Genomic DNA, 21,928 nt, shown 5'->3' with positions numbered 1-21,928 from the left:
CAACAGCATTGCAGTTAGCGTCGTTGCGAGCATCGACTTAAAATACTTCACCATCCCCTCCCGTGGCGCCCATCAATATTTGCCCATTGAGGAGAAGGATACTACAATATAATGTATATTCAAATTCCAATTCTTGGTTTTTCAACTCTGCTGCCCTCACGGAAGTGGCCCCCTGGACCAAGCCCTTGAGGTCTACGCAGTCCGTCGAATTATTGGATGGACTATGAAGCGCAGTCCTCAACCACCGCTTCGGTGAGGCTAACGAGCGACACGTAAAACGGTGCCGACAAATGATGCCCTTGGACCCTTGTCGAGAAGCCATTGTACCAGGGCAGTATGTCTTCAGCAGCAAATCGCGCGGCGTCTATTGCGCCGGGGCGTCCTTCCAAACACATCGCCAGATATTCGAGCATTATGGCCAGGTGATCGGCCGGTTCAGAGAAGCCATTGGCCACTTCTGTTCCGGCTTGCTTTAGCAATGATTGCATTCTGCAATGTGGGGCAGACATGAGGTTCCCCGACCCTTGCCAAGCAGAGGCATATAGTGGGGCGGCTTCCCTGCCACAGGCCAGAAATACGCTTCCGTAACTGATTGCGAGTTCTTTTTGGGTGGTCTGCGGGTCAAACCACTTTTTCATTTCCCGGATCAGTTGATCTGATCCAGCGACATCACTCAAAAGCTCGTCAGCGACCCCGCCATGGCATGCTTTGATGGTTGCCACGTCAAGTTCGCGCGCGAATCCCGTCGACAGAAAGCGCATCAGATCCGGAGAAACTTCCTTCATACGGTGATGGGTCCGCCAAAAGCTGTTACCGGTGGAACTTCTCCTTCAAACTTCTCCATCTCTACGATGCAGGTATTTGCAGATGTCGCTTGTGACAGTTTCGAGGCGCCCACATCCAAAGTGACCGTGTTTGGGTCGCCATACGTGTCGAGAGCGTTGGGTGTGGCATCGACCGGTCCATACCAGGCACCTTCATGAATGCGGATTACGCCTCTTGGATAGTCATCGCTCAGAACAGCGCCGGCCAACAATTGACCGCGATCATTGAAAACCCGCACGATATCGCCGTCTTCAATTCCTCGGTCGGCCGCGTCTTCGGGGTTTACATACACAGGCTCTCGATCCTTTACCGCATATGTTGCGCGGTACGGGTCGCTCTCGCACATTTGCGAATGGAGGCGCTGATCCGGGTGACAGGATTGCAGCCACAGCGGAAACTTGTCGGACCCCGGCCCACCATGAGACCGTTCGACTTTTTCCATCCACTTGGGGTGTTCTCCGCAATCGTCATAGCCATAGTTGCCGATTGTCCGGCTGGAGATTTCGATAAATCCTGAAGGCGTACCAAGCGCATTTATTTCAGGGTCTTCGCGGAAATCGGCGTGTCTGACCCAAGGTTCGCCCCGTTCAAATCGAACCATGCCCTTTTCCCAGAACTCTTCGAAAGGTGGCATCTCATAGCTACCTTCGTTTGCGCTTCGGGTCGTCTCATAAAGGCTCTCAACCCACTCCATTTCGTCCCAGCCGCGGGTGTATTCTTGCTCGCGACCGAAGCGTTGGCAGAACAGCGAAAAAATCTCAAAGTCGGTTTTGGAATGGAACAGCGGATCGACCAGCTTCTTCATGGCGATTACGCCGGAACGAGAATATGAGCCGTAGCTGTCTATGTCGTTCCGCTCAAATTGGGTGCAGGCAGGCAGGACCAAGTCGGCGTGTCTGCACGTAGCGGTCCACGCATAGTCAATCGCAACAATGGTCTCCAGCTTTTGGATAGCCACGCGCATCTTGTTGTGGTCCTGATGATGATGGAACGGATTGCATCCGGTGAAAATTGCCATTCGGATGTCCGGATACGTAACTGTGTGCCCGTTGTGTTCGACTGTTCCACCAGGGTTCATCAGGCAGTCGATCCATCTGGCGACAGGAATTGTACTGCTGGCACCCAGGAAATTGTCGTCGGACCGCACAGGATCAACGCCAATATCCAAATTCAGAGGAAAAGCCCCGGGCATGCTGGCGCCCGATGGCGCCACGCCAATACCGCTATAGTGATGAGAGTAGCTGATGCCGCCCCCGGGCAGTCCGATTTGGCCCAACATGGCCGCGATGATCGCACCCATCCAATACGGCTGTTCGCCATGCTGTTGCCGCTGCACGGACCAACCGAAGACGAGCTGCGTTCGGTCCGATGCAAGCAATCGGGCAAATTCTTTGATCGTATCAACCGGGACACCGCAAATCGGCGCTGCCCAATCGGGCGTCTTTTCGACACCATCTTCAGCCTCGCCCATGACGTAGGCCATGAAAGGCTCGAACCCGAGCGTGTAGACATTCAGAAACTCTTCGTCGTGCAAACCTTCGGTATAGAGCGTGTGCGCCAATGCCAGCATGAAAGCCACATCTGTCATCGGGTTGATGTAGAGTTGCTCGGCCCCAATGTGCTTTTGGGTTTTGGTTCGCACCGGGTCCACGCTGATGGCCCGGATGTCGCCTGCCGCGATTTTGTCCCGCAACTGGTCAAAATACTCAAATGGTTCGTGTGTTTCGCAGGTCCAGCCGACTTGCAGGTTTTTCAGCGGGTCATTCGCCCAGAAAACGATGGTCTTGGCGTTATCCAGGATCAGTGGCCAACTGGTTCCCTGCGAATAAACTTCGGTGGACCCAAGCACGTAAGGAAGGATGGTTTGGCCTGCGCCAGTTGAATAGTCGCCCGCCTTTTTCACATAGCCGCCGTACATCGAAACGGCACGGTTCATGTGATTGATGCAGGAATGGAACTGGCCGGTCTGCCGCCAGCCCGTCGCCCCAGCGTAAAGCCCCGAAGGTCCGTGCGTAGTCTGAACACGCTCCATTTCCTCGAAGAACAGGTCCAAAGCCTCATCCCAGGTCAGACGAACAAAGCGGTTGTCGCCCCGTGTGGTCCGGTCCGCGTCCTTTCGGTTATCCAGCCATTCTGCACGGGCCATCGGGTAGCGGACGCGCGACGGCGAATAAATCAGGCCCTGGATGCCGTTCACCATATCGGTCGGGTGCGGATCGTCGGCAAGCGGGCGAACCTCGGTCACCTGACCACCTTTGACAAGGGCCTCGATCGCACCCCAGTGTGAGCCTGATGTTTTCCAGATACCGGCAGATGTCAGTTGCTCTGCACGAGCGGTCGCTGGTTGAAGCAGGCTGGGCCCCAATAGTGCGGACAACCCTGTTGCTCCTGTGCCTTTCAGAAAATCACGACGCGTTGACATGGTTTTCTCCTCAGTGAGAGCCGCCATAGTCAGCGGAATGTTTTTGCAGGTAGGTCAGCACCAAATTGGCCTGGGCTTCGTCCATGTTGGTAAACCCGACCATACCGTTAAACTGCGCAGGCCAGGAGTTGGTCCCGAAGTGATCCGGGTCCGGCTGTGCGTGGCAAGTGGAGCAGTTGGCGGTGTAGCTTTCCTCAGCCACCGTCCAAAGTTCGTCAATCTCATCCACATATCCCTGTTTGTCCGACCAAAGCGTTACCGTGACAGGCGCCCAGTCGAGCCCCGTCGCATCATCCGTCTGAGGTGCGGAAGCTTCGACCAGTTCGGCGTTCTGAGCCGTGTCCTTAGACAAAACGGCAACCCGAATATTGTGCCCGAATTCATCAAATATGACGCGCCCAAACCCCTTATCCTTGCGCCACGCCTTAAGTGCGACTTGAACACGGTCCCCGCTTTCATCCAAAACTTCGACGGCAGCACCGAGTGTCAAGTTACCCACCGGCTCCGAACCCTCGGCGCTGTCATAAACAGGGATGTCACGAATGGCGAAGTAGTCTTCGCCGACCGAGACGCTGCCTGAATTGGCTTTGTTTTCAAGCTTGGCCATGGCCGGGCTGCCCACGGCCACATTGTCAGGCAGGTGATGAGCTATGCCCTTGTGACACTCGATACAGCCTGTATTCAGTGCGGCTGCCGGTTTCATATAGAACCGCGCTTCGGCCGACATCGCGTCCCAATCCATGCTGTCGTAATCATGACAGTTCCGACATTCGAGCGAGTTGTTTGCCTCCAGCCGGGCCCATTCGTGTCTTGCCAATTCCGCGCGGCGTGCCTCGAACTTTTCGCGGGTGTTTATGGTGCCGAATACAGCCGCCCAGACTTCCTTCGACGCTTGCATTTTTCTGGCAACCTTGTTGGTCCACTCATGCGGTACATGACAATCCGGACATGTGGCACGGACCCCGGTTCGGTTTTCCCAATGGACCGTGGACTGAAGCTCTACATAGACATTGTCACGCATCTCGTGGCAGGAAACGCAGAACTTTTCCGTGTTGGTAAACTCCATCGCGGTATTGAAGCCGCCCCAGAAAATTATCCCGGTAATAAAGCCACCCAGACTGATCACGCCCAGACTAATCGTTGTGGCAGGTCGGGATACCGTATTCCAGAAGGATGACAATGTAGACTTCAGAGACATAAGAACGTGCTCCTCGGTTCATTTTCTGGGTTTAAAGAGATCCAGTTGGCGGGCCGTAAATGATTTGAAGGATCCATACGGTGAACCCGTAAGCCCCGACCCCAAGGACTGTAATTCCGGGCAGAAACACCAACGTAATAAACAAGAAGGACAGCCATTCACGCTTGGCTGCGTCTTTCGAGCTGCTGATGGATTGATCTGTCATATCTATCTCGCTCGCCTAAGATGAAAACGCTCACGGCAATGTTACTACCATAGATATACCTGCTTGAATCAAAGGTCGCGGCGGAATGTCGCATCCTGAAGCTGATCTAGAGCGCTGTATTTACGTCTTTTTCCGGCAAGGTTTTCTGCTTTGGGTCCATCTTAATCATCTGAAAATGCGAGAAAGATGCCCCTTTTCCACCCAATGATGGGCAAGCCCAGGGTATGATCCAGCGCTCCGTAGCACGAGACGCAGTGAGGGGGACTTCGAGGCCTTCACAAAAAAGTTGCACGGTCAAAGCTGAGGCTCGTTTCGTTTGCCCAGCCAATATGGGTTTCGCCCCTAAGGCGACTTTAACTGGTGATCTATCCAATCCATTCAGATCGTGTTTCTCTGGAATCCAAGAATTGCCAGGTGTCTATGGCGTCTGTGTCCGGTCAAGTTGTGCCGGTGTATCGACATGCCATCTCATGCCTAAATCCGAGAGATGCCTTTGAACCCGGCCCGGATAATCAGACACAATTGCGTCCACGCGCAGATCGATCATTCTGCTTATTTCTTCAGGGTCATTGACTGTCCACACAGCAACACAAAGGCCCAGTTCTTTCGCAAGTGACACATTTTCTGCGGTCACATCCGCAAAATAGGGGCACCAAAGCGCACCCCCGGCCTGTTTGACCAGTTTTGGAATTTCATCCCGACGGCCCCGAAAATCCGGGCAAACAGCTTTCGAGGAATCCTCACCGACATCGTCGGCATTTTCCGGGAGCTGAGTCAGGTAGGAGGACGGCAGATCAGGCGCCTGACGCTGACATTCTTCCAACAGGTTCCAATCGAAACTGTGCAAAACAGCCCGCGATGCTAAGCCTGTGGCACGAAGCTCCTGCAGCACACGTTTAACGAATTTCCGCCTGTAAGATGAATCGTGGGCCAAATCGGGGTCAGATTTTAGTTCCAGCATAAGATTGGCATCACCGTATCTCGGTTCACCAACAAGTTTCAGCAAGTCCGACAGCGTGGGAACGCGAATGCCGTCCAGTTGGGCTTGATCAGGGAACCGACGACCATAAGCCGATTGCCCGTTCAACCGTCCGACGTCGAATTGCTGGATCTGTTCGACGGTCAAAGAGGAAACCTTTGGCTCTTCCCCCACCAAGAAACGGCCACTGGCGTCCCGAAAAGTCGGCGCGTGAAGCCGGTGGTTATGTGTGATGACGGGGACATCGTCAGCCGTAAGAACGACATCAAACTCAAGAAGCGGGACGCCAATGGAAAGTGTGAAGTCAAAACCGATCATGCTGTTTTCAGGCAAAACGCCCCGCGCACCCCGATGACCTACGACCCGGATCAAATCCTTGCCGCCGCGAAATGCTTCGACCTGAGGGAACACCATTAGTTTTCCAGTCTTTTGCCCGTTGCGTGGTCAAACAAATGCATATTCTCTGGTGCAACCGAGAACCGCATATTCGGATGACGACCCTCGATCGGGTGAACACCCGGAAGGCTGATCGTGATCGTGTCGCCAGAACCCGTAAGGTGGCCGTGCAACAGCGTATTTGCCCCAAGCGGTTCCGCCATCTGAATCGCAGCTTCCAGCGGACCGCTTTCATCCAGCAGCAGGTGCTCTGGCCTTATGCCCAGCTTTACGGCGGCATCTGGACCTGTAGACGGGCCAACCGCGATGTCGCCGATCCGGACTGTCCCGTTTTCGCGCCGCGCTTCAAAAACATTCATCGCCGGGCTGCCGATGAATTGCGCCGCGAACAGCGTCTTAGGGGTCTCGTAGACCTCCAGCGGCGTTCCTATTTGCTCGGCGATGCCTCCATTCATTACGATCATTCTGTCCGCCATTGTCATGGCTTCGACCTGGTCATGTGTAACGTAAAGTGAGGTAATACCGAGTTTTTCCTGAAGTTCGCGGATTTCAAGACGCATCTGAACGCGAAGCTTGGCGTCAAGGTTCGAGAGCGGCTCATCAAACAGGAAAACCGCCGGCTCGCGGACGATGGCCCGCCCCATCGCCACCCTCTGACGCTGTCCGCCTGACAACTGTCTGGGCTTACGGTCCAGCAAGGGTTCCAACTGCAGCAGCTTTGCGGCGTCAGTCACTTTTTGATCGATCTGATCTTTGGGCAACCCGGCAATTTTCAGGCCATAACCCATGTTCTGACGCACCGACATATGCGGATAGAGCGCATAGTTCTGGAACACCATGGCAATGTCCCGGTCCATAGGCTCTTTTTCGTTGGCCCGTTCATCACCGATCCGGATTTCTCCTGACGTGACAGTTTCCAGCCCCGCCACCATCCGCAACAGTGTGGATTTACCACAGCCAGAGGGGCCGACGATCACAATGAACTCACCATCGGCGATATCGACATCAATACCGTGGATCACATCCGTCGGGCCAAAGCTCTTTTTGACATTCTCTAGGGATACTGTTGCCATTTCTTACTTCTCGCTATCGACAAGGCCGCGGACAAAGAGCTTTTGCATCGACACCACCACGATGACCGGCGGTATCATCGCCAGAATGGACGTCGCCATGATGACCGGCCATTCGGCCACATCATCGCCGGACGGGAACATCTGCTTGATACCCATCACGATGGTATTCATCTCTGGATCAGTCGTGATCAGCAGCGGCCACAGGTATTGGTTCCAGCCATAGATAAACAGGATCACGAACAACGCCGCGATGTTGGTGCGGCTCATGGGCACCACGATATCGATGAAGAACCGCATCGGTCGGGCCCCATCTACGCGGGCGGCTTCAGCCAGTTCATCCGGGATTGTCAGAAAGAACTGGCGGAACAGGAAGGTTGCGGTGGCCGAGGCGATCAAGGGGAAGATCAGCCCATAGTAGCTGTTGAGCATTCCGAACCCTGCGACGACCTCAAAAGTCGGCACGATACGAACCTCGACCGGAAGCATAAGCGTCAGGAAGATCAGCCAAAAGAAAGTCGTCCGTCCGGGAAAGCGGAAATAGACAATCGCAAAAGCAGAGAGCAGTGAAATCACGATTTTGCCCACTGCGATCCCAATGGCCATCACGAGGCTGTTGAACAACATCGTGGCAACCGGGACATTCACGCCGGAAAACAGCGCGGCCTTGTAGTTCTCCCAGAACTGATCACCCGGTACCAACGGCATGGGCGGTGACACGATTTCAGGCTGGGTGACGGTAGAGGCGACAAATGCCAGCCAGATCGGGAAGAAGATGATCAAGACGCCAAGGATCATCATGGCATGAGTCAACCAGATCCCCATGCCGCGTTTTTCGACCATTCCGTGTTGTTGGGCTGCCATCAGTAGTGCACCCTTTTTTCCACGTATTTGAACTGGATGACGGTCAGCAGGCCCACGACGATCAGCAGAATGACAGATTGTGCCGAAGACGAACCAAGATCCTGTCCGACGAACCCATCCGAAAAGACTTTGTAGACCAGAATAGTCGTCGACTGCTGTGGCCCGCCGCCGGTGATTGTGTGAATGACGCCGAATGTTTCAAAGAAGGCATAGACGACATTCACCACCAGCAGGAAGAACGCGGTTGGTGACAAAAGCGGCAGCACGATCGTGAAGAATCGGCGCCAGAAGCGTGCGCCATCGATGGCGGCAGCCTCGATCACCGACCTTGGGACCGACTGCAACGCTGCGAAAAAGAACAGGAAGTTATAGCTGATGCGCCCCCAGGCAGAGGCGACGACCACAAGCCCCATGGCCTCGGTGCCGTTCAGAACGTGGTTCCAGTCATAACCAAGCTGGCCGAGGTACCACGATACGACACCCACGCGCGTGTTGAACATAAACAGCCACAGTACACCTGCCACCGCAGGCGCGACCGCATAGGGCCAGATCAGCAGCGTCCGATAGACACCCGATCCCTTGATCAGGCGGTCTGCGATGACCGCCAGAAACAAGGCCGGGATCATCGAACACAGCGTGACGAGCGTCGAAAACACGGCTGTTGTCACGAAAGAGGCGCGGTAGAACTTATCGCTCAACAGGAACTCAAAATTGCCGAGCCCCACAAACTGGGACGACAGCCCAAACGGATCAGGTATGAACAGAGATTGCCAAACGGCCTGACCGGCAGGGTAGAAAAAGAATACAGCGGAAATGATGACCTGAGGGGCGATCAGCGCCAATGGCAACAGCCAGCCGCGAAAGGTGACGCGTTTTTCCATCCTGATGGTCCACCGAAGAAAGAGAATGCGGGCTCTGTAGAGCCCGCATCGGATTGTGGTTTATTGATTGGCGGATTCGAACCGGCGCAGCAGCGCGTCACCGCGTTCTTTTGCGCTGTCCATCGCTTCCTGAGCGGTCTTTTCACCGGACCAGACAGCCTCAAGCTCTTCGTCGATGATCCCGCGAATCTGGTCGAACGACCCCAGACGCAGACCTTTCGAATTTGCGGTCGGCTCCTTCGCAGTCATCTGGATCACCGCGATGTCGGTTCCCGGGTTTTCGTCATAGAAACCCGCAGCGCGGGTGGCTTCGCCAGCTTCAGCCGTGATCGGAAGATAGCCGGTGTCCTGGTGCCAGGCGGCCTGCACGTCGGACGACGACAAGAAGCTCAGGAATTCGCCGACGCCCTTGTATTCTTCAGGGTCATGACCTTCCATCACCCAAAGCGATGCGCCACCGATAATGGTGTTCTGCGGCTCGCTCGTGACAGCTTCCCAATAGGGCAGCGGGCGCACATCGAAATCGAACTCAGCCTCGGAACTGATGCCAGCGTAACCGGCCGAGCTTTCCGTAAACAACGCGCATTCGCCAGCCCGGAAGTTTGCCCCACCTTCGTTCCTGCGCCCGGTGTAGATGAACTTGCCATCCTTGGCCCAGTCGCCCATTGCCGTCAGGTGCGCGACCTGCGCCGGGCCGTTCAGCATCAGCTCGGTATCCAGACCGGCAAAACCGTTGTCCTTCGAGGCGAACGGAACGTCGTGATAGGCTGACAGGTTCTCAAGATGGATCCAGCTTTGCCATGCAGTCACCAGCGGGCAGTCTTCACCACCAGCCTTGAGCTGCTCGAGAACGTCGCCAACTTTTTCCCAGGTGGACAGATCCGTATCCGGGTCGACACCGGCCGCTTCCATGGCGTCGCGATTGACCCACAGAACCGGCGTGGAAGAGTTGAACGGCAACGACAGCATGTCACCGTCAGTTGTCGTGTAGTATCCTTTGACCGCCCCAATATATGCGTCGGGATCGAAGGAAGCGCCGCTTTCAGCCATAACTTCATAGACCGGTTTGATTGCACCTTCGGCCGACATCATCGTTGCCGTGCCCACTTCGAACACCATCAGGATATGCGGCTGTTCACCGGCACGGAATGCGGCGATCCCCGCATTCAAGGTTTCCGAGTAGTTGCCCTTGTGGCTTTCGACAACGACAAACTCATCCTGGCTGGCGTTGAACTCCTCGACCTGCGCTTTCACAAGTTCACCCAGTCGACCGGTGAAGGCATGCCAGAACTGAACTTCGGTTTGCGCCATTGCCGCCACCGGGGACAAGGCAGTTGTTAAGGCAAGAGCGCCTAGCAGATTCTTATTCATGATTCCTCCCATGCATCAGGTTCGATGCTTCGTTGAATACCGACCGCTACGCGTAAACGGCACACATGACGATTTCACGACGTTAGCGTTACAGAAATATAATTCAAGCTTTATCTGCTGGATAAAAAAATAACACAATGTTATGCACAAGGACAGCAGACTAGGATCGGAAATGAGTCAAATTCTGAGAGTCCGGCAAATGGAAGCCCTTATGGCAGTGACCACCAATGGCTCTGTCACAGCGGCCGCAAACGATTTAGGGGTAAGCCAGCCTGCTGTCAGCAGATTGCTGTCGGATCTTGAAAAGTCACTTGGGTTCCAGCTTTTTGATCGCAGGGAAGGCAGATTGGTGCCAACTCAGGAGGTTCGTTACCTTTTGCCCAGCGTCGAGCGTGTTCTCGAGCTTATGAGACAAATCTCGGATGTCAGCCAGGACATCACAAAACGCAAAGCAGGGCACATCCGAGTCGCTTGCCTGCCCGGATTTGCCACCAGCCACCTACCCGATGTCGTCTCCAGATTTCTGGAAAATCGGCCTGGTGTCACCCTGACAATCGAACCAGACAGACCAGAACGCATTCTCGAATGGATGATCGGCGAGCAGTATGATTTCGGAATCACAGACAGCTTTAATGGTCACCCGGCGGTCGAAAGCACAAATATCGACGTCCGGACAGTTTGCGTATTCCCGACCGGACATGACCTGGAAAACCTCTCCGAAGTTACGCCTGCGGACCTTGAAGATAGCAAAATCATCCACACGCGACGCGACAGCGACTTTTTCGGTCGGCTTTCGAAAGCGTTTCAAAATGCCAATGTCGAATTGAGTTCCCATATTGAAGTCAGGCAGTTCACGGCGGCCTGCGAGTTGGCCGTCAAAGGCGTTGGCGTATCTGTCGTGAGTGAACTTGACGCCGTCCAATACACATCTCGGGGCTTAAGCTATCGGCCATTCAAACCACTGTTGCCGCACACCCTTTCGCTGGTGCGCCCGATTTTAAAGCAACCGTCACTGGTGACTTTGGAATTCATCGAACAGTTTAGGGAAAGCCTAGACCCGTATAAGGCAGAGAAGGTCAGTCGATGAGCACAGAAGTATGAAAACGAAGTTGGACTGACAGCAAACTCTGCGCTCACCAATTGCCTAAGGTCCGCACTCTATCCTCGTGACCTGATCCTGAACCCCGCGGTTTCCTCCTTACGAAGTTTGTCAACGCAGGCCGCCATCGGCGCCCAACGGCAAACTTGTACCTCTGCCCGCAGCGAAAAACCTTCAGAAAAAGATCATTTTCTGTATTTGCGAAAAAGCCAAAGCGCAATTATGGAAGCATACCTTCATTTTGTATTAAGCCGTCTTAGCGTCACCTCAAGGCCAGCGCGAACTTAACATGCCTGAAGCTGTGTTGCCCTCGTCTGACTTACTTTCACCGAACCGAGGTTTGAATGCCGGCGCCTCAAGACTGCGCCCCGTCGTATTGGCCGCGGCAACCACGGTTCTGGGTGTCATACCGCTGCTGCCGGACGTGTTTTGGGTGGGTCTTGCTGTCACGATCATGGGCGGATTGACGGTGGGCACGATGCTCACAATGATCCTCGTCCCGGTTTTGTTCGCCACGCTGAATGGTATCCGACAATCACCACAGGCCGTTTAACATGGCCTTTCGAACCACGGTCGGATCAGTTTTTTCCGAGTGAGATAGATGGTTGCGCAATTGATTTAGCGTTTGGGGGGATAAGGTGGACAATACAATACTGTATTTCTTGGTGGGAATATTCGTAGTTGGCCTGCTTTCGATGGGATATTTTGCCAAGGGCAGCGGAGCACTTTGGGTCATCGCAATACTGGTCGGCGTATTGCTGGCAATGGTCGCATTCTTTGGAGGCTACTTTGGTGAAGCACCAAAGTGAACCTTGAAGGCCTGAGTTTTGCCAAAACCATCATGCTTAGTGTCGTTTGGATACTGAAGGCGTCTGTTTTCAATCAGTTGGTGCAATCTTGGTTTGGATGACGAACCGCGTCAGTGGATCAGGTTCTTCATTTTCCAGTACTGCCTTAAGTAGGTGATCCAAACGGTTTTCCTGCCAGTCGCGCGCCGCAATCGCGATGTTCAATGCCAACGCGCTGTCGTCGGTCAGGGCTCTGGAAAAAACGTCGATGATCGAATCTCTGAGGTTCGGAGAAGCTGTGCCAGCGTCAGTCAACGCGCGTATCAGGCTCTGCCTGTCTTGCAATTTCCGTCCTGACTTTTGAAGCGCATTGTCGATGGTTTGCACCGCAACTGATCCGTCCACCTCCAAACCGGCAAGAGCCCAATCGTAAAGGTAACCGCTGCGGCTGCTTACGGCGCGCGGGTAACGTGCCCGTACGATCCCGACCGCCTCCGCATCGTCCTTTTGCAAACCCAAGAGACGAATTGCAATCGGAACAAAGCTTATGCGGTTGATGTTGCGAAGCTCCTCCATCAGCCGGTTGGTTGGAACCTTTGGGCGCAGGGCTTGAACCGCTGGATACGGGGCGCGATCCAGTTCGATCAACGCCGTGTCACGCAGGACGGGATCCGAGGAGTTTAGATACCCGGCGAAGAACTCAACACGCTCCGCAACGTTTTTGCTGCCGAAAGACCAGTATTTTGCCGCGTCCTCGAGACTTGCCAGAAACTGTTCCCGGTCCGGGTTCAGAATGAATATCCTTTTCCATCTGCGCGAGAAACCGCGCCCGGCCGCGTCCCTGTCCACCGCTCCATAGGTAAAGAGAATGCTCTTGTCCGGGTAATTTCGAAATGTTGCCCGGGTCGCACTGTCGACGAGAAACGGAATCTCAGGCGATCCTGCAAGATCCTCAGATGTGCCTTTGATCAGCTTTTTCGGATCAAATCTGAATGGGTTGTCCTGTGCAGGTCCGGCCAAAACAATGATTTCGGCCGAAATCAGATGATCAGCAAGTGATGCGTCCGGCAGTGTTATGCACACCGTGCATGCGCTTGTAAGGCGGGGTTGAGATGCAGTGGCAATCAATACGGCAACGACCAATAGGGGGATGCCAAGGGAACGCGCAAAGCGGTCCTGAAAGGCGCGAGGCCGACCAAAGCTGAACATTCAACACACCCTTTCAAATTCGAACGGTAACGCGACAGCCCCTCCTTTGACTGTCTGTTCATTGATCACTTCCAGCCTTCAGTTCGCACCGAACAATATGCTGACTGACTTTTGCTCAGAAGGCTTGCGCCGGTATAGTCTGCCACACGCGCAATGAGACAACTCATTGCTGGACTTCTTCCTGCTCGGCGGGACTGACCCAGCCCTGCTTTCGCAGTTCATGCAACACGGCTTCGGCGTTTTTGTCGTCTCTATGAATACTTTTCAGCATCGCACCAATTGGTGCGCCTGGCCAGGCGCGCTCAAGCTCTGCCAACTTTGCCTGGGCAGCTTGATCGCGTCCCATCGCAGACAAGGCAGCCGTGACATAAGCCAGAGAAGGTGCACTCAGCGGATCCCCAAGTTGCTTGGCCTCTTCAAAGCGCTGAACCGTTTTTTCATACTCACCCAGATGAAAGTAGGTCGCGCCTGAAATGTTGCGATTGGCAAACCTTTGGTTGCTGGAATTCATAAGGGAAAGCCGGTCAGCTGTTTCGATTGCTTCCTCGAACTCGCCGGAAAACAAAGCGACAGCCCCAGAAAAGTCGAGGACTGCGCCATCATTCGGGTCAAGTTGTGAGGCGCGCCTGCCGAGTTGTAACGCAGCATCGTAATCGCGATTGGCGAAATAGGCCCAGCTTTCGGCGGACTGGCTCCAGGCTTGGTCTGGCGCAAGGCTAACGGCCTGGTTTGCCAATTTCATGGCAGCATCGGCATATTCCGCTTTGGCGTCTGATGGTGGAGAAATCACTGAGAGCGACGCCAATGCCTGTGCTGCACCCGCGTAGCCACCAAAGTAATCAGGGTCCATCTCAATCACACCTTCAAACACAGAAAGAACCAGTAACTGGCGCTGCCGGTCGAAGATCGGAAAAATCATTGTCCGTGCTAGTTGCGCCAGATTGAAGGCTTGCAAAGCGGCAGGGGACTTTTCGTAAATTGCGGCGCGCTGTAAAAATGCGTTCGTGTTCGTCTCAGGTGGATTGCTTAGTTCTGCCGAAGTGGGGTCTTTTCTGTCCGGAACAAGACTGACTGCGATCAGTGCGCCAACAACAGCCCCAAAACCGAACGCGCCGATAGGAAGGCCAAAACGTTTGGTGTCAGTCGAAAGCGATGCCGAACCCACTCTGGTGGCCGCTTCGAACCGTGGCCTGTACCCGCCGCTGTCGATATGCAGGCGTACCGGGTCTTCTTTTCCAATGCCCTCGTAATGCAGTTCCAAAAATTGACGAAGCCGTCTGGCGTCCACGCGAACAACGTTTTCCGGATCGGTCCCTTCTGAGGTGTCGCGGCCATAGACGTCTTGCGCTATTGTTTTCCCACGAATTTTTTCGCCTCGCCCGGCGAGTTCTTCGTCAACAATGTAGGTCAAAAAGGCCTGAAGTCTTTCGGACCCATCCATGTGCGCGTCCGCAAGCAATCTGCTTAGGGCGGCACGCTTGTCATTATCCGGGATGTCTTCGGAACGCCTTACCATATTCTTATTCTTGCAATTATCGGAACGTGAGTCACGCCAATAGTCACCGTGAGTCACTTACATTCGTAGTCACTAAGTGTCAGTTTGATAAGCATAACAGCGGGATGATGTGCGCCTTTGCGCTACGCCCGCCTACCTCGCTGCTAAGCGATTGGAGGACGGTATATGGCCTATCATTCGAACTACAGAAGATTGAGTAAGCATTTCGCAATTGGTGTGCTTTTCGGCGCCTGGGCCGTTTCTCCGCAAGCGTTTACGGAAGCACTAATTGGTGTTGTTACACCTTCGGCGGCATATGCGCAGGAAACGGAAGACGTTTCTCCGACGATGGTGCGTGATCGTCCGCGGGATGTGTACTATCCAAACACCGAAGACCTGGCCGAAGATGAGATGCGGGTCATCGCGTGCGGGACCGGAATGCCCACAACACGGGCAGCGCAGGCTGCCGCGTGTTTCCTTGTGGAATTGGGCAACGGGGACAAGTTCCTGTTCGATATTGGCTCGGGGTCGGCCGAGCGGATTTCGTCGCTGCAAATCCCCTACAACTACCTCAACAAAGTGTTTATCGGACATCTGCACACCGACCACTTTGGTGCGCTGCATGACCTGTTCATCGGCGGCGCATTGATGGGGCGAAACGTGCCGTTGCGCGTCTGGGGCCCGAGCGGGCCAGCCGAGGAACTTGGCACGGCCTATGCGTTGGATCATATGCAGAAGATGCTGACCTGGGATCTGGCCGGTCGCGCTGGTAACATTGATTTTCGTGGGTATTCGATGGAAGTTAACGAATTCGACTACCAACTGGAAAACGAGGTTATCTACGACGAGAATGGAGTCCAGATACGCACTTTCCCGGCCATTCACTCGATCGACGGTGCAGTCAGTTACGCGCTCGAATGGAACGGCCTGAAATTCGTATTCAGCTCGGACACCTATCCAAACACATGGTTCAAGGAATACGCAAAGAATGCCGATCTAGCGATCCACGAGTGTTTCATTGCGGTGCCAGAACTCGTCGCCAAGATGAAGTTTACGCCCGAGTCGGCTTTGTTAGTCGGGACACAAGTTCACACTGCGCCCGAAGCGTTCGGCAAAGTGATGAGCGATATCCAGCCTCGCATGGCTGTCGCGTACCATTTCTTTAACGACTTCGACACGGCTAATGGCGTGTATGAGAGAATTCGATCCACGTACGACGGCCCCCTGAGCATGGCGGATGATTTCATGGTCTGGAATGTGACTAAAGACGATATCACCGTTCGAATGGCGGCCACTGAAGAACGAACATGGTCGCCGCCGCTTGCCGCTCCAGCGATCGCGCCGGACCCGGCAGACAAAACAGCTTATGCCGAGCAGGTGGGCTTGGCCCCGGAGGTTATGGAATTTTCCGATTTTACAAAGGGTGGTTTTGATGATGTCGACGATGTCTTGAGACCCATCTACGAAGAAGCTTCGGAAGCCTTGGGGCAGGAGTTCCCGTATCCCGGCGACAACTAAAATCAAATTTGACCGGTACGTGCTGAGCAGCACGTGCCGGTTTTTTTGAATAATGCAAGGGGCGTTGCGATGCGAAATATCACGAATAAACTGATCTTGACTGTCGCGCTGATCGTAGGTTTTGCGGAAACCGCAAGCGCTCAGTCCCTTGCCAGATCAGAGAATGATGAAGGTGGTTGGCGGCACTCGATCACGCCTTATCTGTTCCTCCCGCTCAGCACCACGGGCACCTCGACCATTGATGGTACAAGCGTCGATCTGGACTTGAGCCTGAGTGAGGTTCTGGATGTGCTGCAAGGGGCCGCTTCGGTGCGCTATGAAGGCTGGAACGGAGATTTCGGGATCATCTCCGAGGTCTACTATGTGAGGCTTGGCGGCGACGGCACCCTGCCCGGCGGAAGGGTGGGTGTCGATGTTGATGTCCGGCAAACCTTCGCCAATGTTCAGGGTGCTTACCGATTTGCGAACGGGGTCAATGCCTCTGGCAGGCGCTACGCGGCAGACGCCGCAATCGGTGTTCAGTGGAACCGGTTAAAGCAAGAGATCGACATTTCCGGCCTTGGCCCGGGCATGACGCTGGGCGGAACCGAAGACTGGTTCGAGCCAATGATCGCGCTGCGCTATGCGGTGGAAATCAACGACAAATGGAGCTTTGCCAGCCGCGCCGAACTAAGCGGATTTGGTGTGAATGGTGATGACCTGCAATACCTGCTTCTTGCAGGCTTCGACTGGAAAGGTTGGGAGAACACGTCCCTGCGGTTTGGCTATCAATTCTACGGAATTGACTATTCCATAAACCGTTCGGGTGGGGAGTTTGCCTATGACGTGGATCAGAATGGCATTTATGCTGCCGTCGCGTTTCATTTCTAAGTCTGGCGCTGCTTGCAACATTGGGGTCTTTTTGAGCTCGATGCTCGCGGGCCTTATGTTCAGCGCAAACCAGTCGGTTGCTGATCTTGTTTCACCCTACGGCGGCGAAACCGCGCCAAACTTCGTCGAGCTTTCGGTAGAGCCCGACCATGTGCGGGTCATCCTCGAGATAGATCTGAGTGACTATCCGGTCTTTGTCGTCCCAGATGACGGCTCGGGTTTGTCTTTGGCCGAGCGGACGGGGCAAAACCTTCAGGTTTGGGCGGACGGAGAAGAACTGACCAGCTCAACAAATACGATCGATGTGCGACCCAGGACACCCCGGCAAACAGCCGCCAGCGCGCAATATCGACCGCGACCGCGCAGTGACAACGTCATCTACGTGGATATGGAGTATCCGTTTAATGGTAAGCCCGAACGGATCAGGTTTGTCCCTCCGCTGAGTGCTGACGGTATTCCTTTGGCTTCTATTGGCGTGGTGGCCGAACATATGGGCGTTCCGGTTACAGACTATCGCTATCTTTCGCAGCCCGAGACGATGATCCCGGATTGGAGTGACCCGTGGTTCACCACATTTGAAAACCCCAATCTGACCCGTCACCACAAATCCCCGATGATGTCGTTTCTGGCCATGGAACCGCGGGTCGTCCGGCACGAGATCATCTTGCGTTTGAAAGACTTCGAAGGTTGGGCAGATCTGAACCTTGGAAACACAGAACGACTGACGGCGGATCAGGTCGCGGGCATTAAGTCTGAGGTTTCGCAGTTTTTTGCGAACAGAAACCCGATCGCCATCGATGGCAAGCAAGTGAACCCTGATACTGTGCAGGTCTCACGTATCCAGATTGGGGCCGAAGGTTTGCGCGTCCTTCCGGATGAGGCGGAAGCCAACCGAAATACGATGCTGCTGGGCGTTGTGCTGTCCTACCCGGTCATGACATTACCCAATCGTGTTGATGTGGCGTGGGAATTGTTCCCGGACAATCTGGACGTCATACCAATCACCCTCACCGATCCGGCCGGGGCGGTACCATCACAGATTTACGCGTCCGATCCTGTTGTTAGTTGGAATAACCACCTGACGACCTGGGCAGACCCGAAAACGAGCGCTGTAGTTGTCAAAACTGCGAGCCTGACACAGGTGCCGTTGTTTGCCATTGGCCTGGGTCTGCTGGGTATCATTTGTGCTTGGGTTTCGTCTAAACGTACCGGGGGCCAGCGCTTAATTTTGATCAGCCTGACCGGTGCATTCGGGGCCGCCGCAATTGTCGCCTACCCCGTAAAAAGCCCGATGCCCTTCGCGATGACGACGGAACCGGATGAGATCGCCACGCATCAGGTTGTGGAAGGACTGCTGAGCAACATTGGCACTGCGATGCTTGAGACGCAAAGTGACAAGACTGCGGCAGCGCTTGAGCCATTCGTTGAGGCGGGCAATCGCGATGACGTACAAGCCGAGATGAAGCGAGGTTTGTCGGTTACGTTACCATCCGGCGCACTGGCGCGCGTAGAGGAAATTGTTGATTTGAACGTCGAAAGCTTTGCGGTCGGTGATGCAAGGAACCGACACCAGGCGCTCGCCAATTGGACAGCCCGTGTCAGCGGCGGCCATTGGGGGCATTTTCACAGGCAGGCGGTCCTTTATCGCGGAGTGCTCGACGTCTCGCGGCATGGCAACCAATGGATGCTTGATGGGTTGACAATAATCAGTGCAAAGGCAGGGGGTTAACATAGTGAAACCTGTGCGGCTGTTCATTTTTGCGTTGCTGTCAGCCTTGATCTCATTGTGTGCAGAAAGCGCCAAGGCGCATTTCAATCTGAACCAGAATGTCCGTATTCATCATGTTGCCCACTCGGAAGATGGTCTTGATGTCTACGTGCGCTTGCCGATGCCATATCTGGTCGCGGAACTCGTCGGACCGACAGGCGCCGATGGGCTGCCCGCTCCGGCACCTTATACATACAATCAGATCGAAGACGGCGTGCTGATGCATTACGTGGATCAGGCCGCCTTGCGTCGTGACTCAAGCGGTTTGGCCCGTATCGCTGCCGACAGCCTGTTGTTGTCAATCGAAGGTCAGCAACAAAAGGCAAATGTCGTTTCTATCAGGTTGCACCCGCTGGGGCAGGAGCCCGGATTTGCTACGCTGGATGAAGCCCGGGCTGCACTTGCACCCGGCGATGTTTTCCCCACGACCGACGAGACGTATGTGGGTGCCGTGATGGTGGACGTGCATCTGCGCTTCAATACAGGACAAGTGGGAACCTACAGTCTGTCCTATGCCTCTGATCCGGGACTTGAGGGACAGAAAGACACCGCGAACCTGATCCTCGACTACAACAGGCAGGAGGTTCGGACTTACCGTGCCAGGGGCCTGATGCATAACCCGGTCGAGGTATCGGGATCAGCGACCTCAGCGGCTTCGACTTTCTTTGTCGAAGGTATTCGGCACATTCTGGAAGGGCCCGATCACGTGCTATTCGTGCTTTGCATGATCATCGGGGCTCTGAATCTTCATAGCCTGCTGGCGCGCGTCACGGGGTTTACCCTCGGCCATACAGTAACGCTGATCCTTGGCTTTTTTGGTTTCGCACCCAGTGGCGCATGGTTCATCCCAACTGTTGAATTGGCGATTGCGCTTTCCATAATTTACGCTGCCATGATGGCGGTCTGGCCACTGGAAAAGGGACACGGTGACCTGAAGGCCTTTGCAATCACGACAGGGATCGGTTTGTTGCACGGATTTGGGTTTTCCTTCATGCTGCACCAGATCCTGCGCGTCGACGCACCGAACGTTTGGCACAGCTTGCTGGCCTTCAATGTTGGTGTGGAGGCCGGGCAAGTTATGATCGTTCTATTGGTCTGGCCGCTGGTGCTGTTTCTGCGCAAACAGCCGGGGCGGATCTGGGTTGGCTCCCGCGCCGCCGTCGCGGCATGTGCAAGTCTGGTCGCGATGGTTTGGGTGGTCGAACGGGCAGAGGCGTTACTCTGACTCCGGCTCTGTTTGGGCGACTTAAAATATCGAAACGTGGAAAAAAAAGCGGCTTTGTAACTTTAGTTCCATTTAGCGAGTTTCGACTAAGTAACAACTTTGTCCGTAACGCGGAGTTTAGCAACTCGTAGGTGCAGTGTAATCCCTGCGCACAAAGCGGTCTTTCGCCGCGCGTCGACAGCTTTAGAGATCCGAAAACTCTGTTCACGTTGACGGCTCGCAATTGATTGCGAGCACGGATCGTGCCAGCTTCGCAGTTGAGATCTCTTACTGCTCGCCAGGAGCCGACGTGGAAAGCACTTCCCCTACAAAAAGCCAGTTGAACGCCGCAGTTTTTGCAGGATGCATGGTTGCCTTTCTTGGCTTCGGGTTCTCCGCTACATTTGGTGTGTTCTTGGCACCTATGTCTTCCGAACTTGGTTGGGGTCGCGAAGTTTTTTCGTTGTCTGTTGCTGTTCAGGCTTTGATGTGGGGGATCGCTCAACCTGTCGCAGGCGCTTTTGCAGATCGCTATGGAACAGCGCGCGTGATTGGTTTCGGAGCTGTTTGCGCTGGGATCGGTTTCCTTTTCAGGGGCCTCGTTACTGATCCGATTCCGTTTATCCTTACGGGTGTCCTTGTCGGGATTGGAACGGGCGCGGCATCCTTTCCGATTGTCATCGGAGCACTGGGAAAAGTTGTAACACCGGAGCGGCGGAGCTTCATTCTTGGTCTGGGCACCGCCGCTGCCTCTCTGGGGATGTTCGTGGCCGCGCCATCAGCCACCGCCATGATTGGCGGGGTCGGATGGCAAACCGCGCTGATTTTGATCGCTTTCAGCTTTGCACTGATCCTGCCATTTCTCGTTTTCATTTCTCGCGTCTCCGTTCCCAGCGCCGCTGGCAGCAGTGCAGGCGATTTTGGAACCGCCATATCAATGGCCTTTTCCGACCGAAGTTATGTTTGTCTTTTCTTCGGGTTCTTTGTTTGCGGATTTCACGTGGCTTTTATTCAAACGCACTTGCCAGCCTATGTCGTGGATCTCGGCCTTGCGTCTTGGGTTGGTGCGTGGTCGCTGGCACTTATTGGATTGTTCAATATCGCCGGGTCGTTTCTCTCGGGTTGGTCCGGCCAGGTGTATTCAAAGAAGAAGGTCCTCAGCGGTATTTATTTTACGCGATCCCTGGTCATCACCCTTTTCGTTCTGTTTCCAATTAGCGAGACAAGCGTTCTGGTCTTTTCCGCGTTGATGGGCCTGCTCTGGTTGTCGACAGTTCCGCTGACCATGGGGCTGGTCGCACAAACACAAGGGTTGAAATTTTTGTCAACGTTGGCTGGTCTTGTTTTCCTGAGCCACCAGACCGGCAGTTTCGTGGGGGCGTGGCTCGGTGGCCGCATATACGACCTCAACCAGGACTACACGCCAATGTGGTGGTCGGCAGTCGCGCTTGGCTTGCTAGCAGGGTTCATTCATCTTCCAATACGGGAAGAACCCGGACCGCTGGCGAGAGTTGAAGCGTCATAGAACACTATCAAACCGTAAGTTGATGACCGTTATTGGGTCAAAGCGGGCGGTAAAAGCCAAAATATGAAACGAATGCTGGCTAAGCGGAGTCAGCCGTCTTCCGCTGCATCGCCGTGATAGTTTCAGGACAATCAATTGGTGCTAGCCGCAAACCCGCGAGACACGATCTCAGGGAAGCAGGCTGACAATTTATCTGCTTCATTGAACGCGAAACTGAGTACGCAATTCGCACGAACCGAAG

19 protein-coding genes are annotated in these 21,928 nt (G+C 54.5%); 8 read left to right on the top strand and 11 right to left on the bottom strand.

Annotated features, from left to right (window positions below; all coding sequences use genetic code 11):
- Positions 1 to 221 precede the first annotated feature (221 nt).
- The 9 genes from ACR0MI_RS12720 to ugpB all read right to left on the bottom strand — a co-directional run bounded on the left by ACR0MI_RS12720 (position 222) and on the right by ugpB (position 10,211).
- On the bottom strand, positions 222 to 785 hold the full coding sequence (locus ACR0MI_RS12720) for a molecular chaperone TorD family protein (protein WP_170617182.1): 564 nt from the start codon (positions 783 to 785) through the stop codon (positions 222 to 224).
- Positions 782 to 3,247 (bottom strand): trimethylamine-N-oxide reductase TorA, encoded by a 2,466-nt coding sequence (gene torA / locus ACR0MI_RS12715; protein WP_170617184.1) that lies wholly within the window; start codon positions 3,245 to 3,247, stop codon positions 782 to 784. Before torA ends, ACR0MI_RS12720 begins: the two co-directional genes overlap by 4 nt.
- Positions 3,248 to 3,257: 10 nt before the next feature.
- Complete coding sequence (torC, locus tag ACR0MI_RS12710; RefSeq protein WP_480441195.1) at positions 3,258 to 4,445, bottom strand: pentaheme c-type cytochrome TorC; 1,188 nt, start codon at positions 4,443 to 4,445, stop codon at positions 3,258 to 3,260.
- 31 nt (positions 4,446 to 4,476) lie between these two features.
- Complete coding sequence (locus ACR0MI_RS12705; RefSeq protein WP_170617186.1) at positions 4,477 to 4,650, bottom strand: periplasmic nitrate reductase, NapE protein; 174 nt, start codon at positions 4,648 to 4,650, stop codon at positions 4,477 to 4,479.
- Between the two features lie 418 nt (positions 4,651 to 5,068).
- A complete protein-coding gene (locus ACR0MI_RS12700; protein WP_170617188.1) occupies positions 5,069 to 6,043 on the bottom strand; it encodes a glycerophosphodiester phosphodiesterase family protein in 975 nt (324 codons plus the stop codon).
- Positions 6,043 to 7,098 carry a sn-glycerol-3-phosphate import ATP-binding protein UgpC gene (locus tag ACR0MI_RS12695; protein ID WP_170816989.1) on the bottom strand — a complete coding sequence of 352 codons (1,056 nt, stop codon included), beginning with the start codon at positions 7,096 to 7,098 and terminating at the stop codon, positions 6,043 to 6,045. The genes ACR0MI_RS12700 and ACR0MI_RS12695 overlap by 1 nt, the downstream gene beginning before the upstream one ends.
- A 3-nt stretch (positions 7,099 to 7,101) precedes the next feature.
- Positions 7,102 to 7,938 (bottom strand): sn-glycerol-3-phosphate ABC transporter permease UgpE, encoded by an 837-nt coding sequence (gene ugpE / locus ACR0MI_RS12690; RefSeq protein ID WP_170617208.1) that lies wholly within the window; start codon positions 7,936 to 7,938, stop codon positions 7,102 to 7,104.
- Between the two features lie 20 nt (positions 7,939 to 7,958).
- Positions 7,959 to 8,840 (bottom strand): sn-glycerol-3-phosphate ABC transporter permease UgpA, encoded by an 882-nt coding sequence (gene ugpA, locus ACR0MI_RS12685; RefSeq protein WP_170617192.1) that lies wholly within the window; start codon positions 8,838 to 8,840, stop codon positions 7,959 to 7,961.
- Between the two features lie 60 nt (positions 8,841 to 8,900).
- A complete protein-coding gene (gene ugpB, locus ACR0MI_RS12680; RefSeq protein ID WP_170617194.1) occupies positions 8,901 to 10,211 on the bottom strand; it encodes a sn-glycerol-3-phosphate ABC transporter substrate-binding protein UgpB in 1,311 nt (436 codons plus the stop codon).
- 172 nt (positions 10,212 to 10,383) lie between these two features.
- On the opposite strand from ugpB, the gene ACR0MI_RS12675 reads away from it, so the two are divergent.
- From ACR0MI_RS12675 to ACR0MI_RS12665, 3 genes are all read left to right on the top strand, one after another.
- Complete coding sequence (locus ACR0MI_RS12675; protein ID WP_170617196.1) at positions 10,384 to 11,298, top strand: LysR substrate-binding domain-containing protein; 915 nt, start codon at positions 10,384 to 10,386, stop codon at positions 11,296 to 11,298.
- Positions 11,299 to 11,686: 388 nt separating this feature from the next.
- Complete coding sequence (locus ACR0MI_RS12670) at positions 11,687 to 11,863, top strand: hypothetical protein (protein ID WP_480813291.1); 177 nt, start codon at positions 11,687 to 11,689, stop codon at positions 11,861 to 11,863.
- A gap of 85 nt (positions 11,864 to 11,948) precedes the next feature.
- On the top strand, positions 11,949 to 12,119 hold the full coding sequence (locus tag ACR0MI_RS12665; RefSeq protein WP_170619310.1) for a hypothetical protein: 171 nt from the start codon (positions 11,949 to 11,951) through the stop codon (positions 12,117 to 12,119).
- A gap of 69 nt (positions 12,120 to 12,188) precedes the next feature.
- On the opposite strand, the gene ACR0MI_RS12660 is transcribed toward ACR0MI_RS12665, so the two are convergent.
- Positions 12,189 to 13,307, bottom strand: a complete 1,119-nt coding sequence (locus ACR0MI_RS12660) for a hypothetical protein (protein WP_170619863.1) — start codon at positions 13,305 to 13,307, stop codon at positions 12,189 to 12,191.
- A 163-nt stretch (positions 13,308 to 13,470) separates the two neighbouring features.
- Complete coding sequence (locus ACR0MI_RS12655) at positions 13,471 to 14,748, bottom strand: tetratricopeptide repeat protein (protein WP_480854515.1); 1,278 nt, start codon at positions 14,746 to 14,748, stop codon at positions 13,471 to 13,473.
- Positions 14,749 to 14,988: 240 nt separating this feature from the next.
- Between ACR0MI_RS12655 and gntH the strand changes: the two genes are divergently transcribed.
- From gntH to ACR0MI_RS12630, 5 genes are all read left to right on the top strand, one after another.
- Positions 14,989 to 16,320, top strand: a complete 1,332-nt coding sequence (gene gntH, locus ACR0MI_RS12650; protein WP_170617588.1) for a guanitoxin biosynthesis MBL fold metallo-hydrolase GntH — start codon at positions 14,989 to 14,991, stop codon at positions 16,318 to 16,320.
- A gap of 69 nt (positions 16,321 to 16,389) precedes the next feature.
- Positions 16,390 to 17,190: a hypothetical protein gene (locus tag ACR0MI_RS12645; protein ID WP_480491956.1), complete on the top strand. Its 801-nt coding sequence runs from the start codon at positions 16,390 to 16,392 to the stop codon at positions 17,188 to 17,190.
- Between the two features lie 40 nt (positions 17,191 to 17,230).
- Complete coding sequence (locus tag ACR0MI_RS12640) at positions 17,231 to 18,919, top strand: hypothetical protein (protein ID WP_170816987.1); 1,689 nt, start codon at positions 17,231 to 17,233, stop codon at positions 18,917 to 18,919.
- 4 nt (positions 18,920 to 18,923) lie between these two features.
- Positions 18,924 to 20,183 (top strand): HupE/UreJ family protein, encoded by a 1,260-nt coding sequence (locus tag ACR0MI_RS12635; protein ID WP_170816986.1) that lies wholly within the window; start codon positions 18,924 to 18,926, stop codon positions 20,181 to 20,183.
- Positions 20,184 to 20,529: 346 nt separating this feature from the next.
- A complete protein-coding gene (locus ACR0MI_RS12630) occupies positions 20,530 to 21,687 on the top strand; it encodes an MFS transporter (RefSeq protein ID WP_170617594.1) in 1,158 nt (385 codons plus the stop codon).
- Positions 21,688 to 21,928: the final 241 nt, after the last annotated feature.

Source organism: Ruegeria sp. D4 (genome assembly GCF_056534475.1).
The sequence above is the reverse complement of the archived record's forward strand: the minus strand, read 5'-3'. Positions and strand labels throughout refer to the sequence as shown.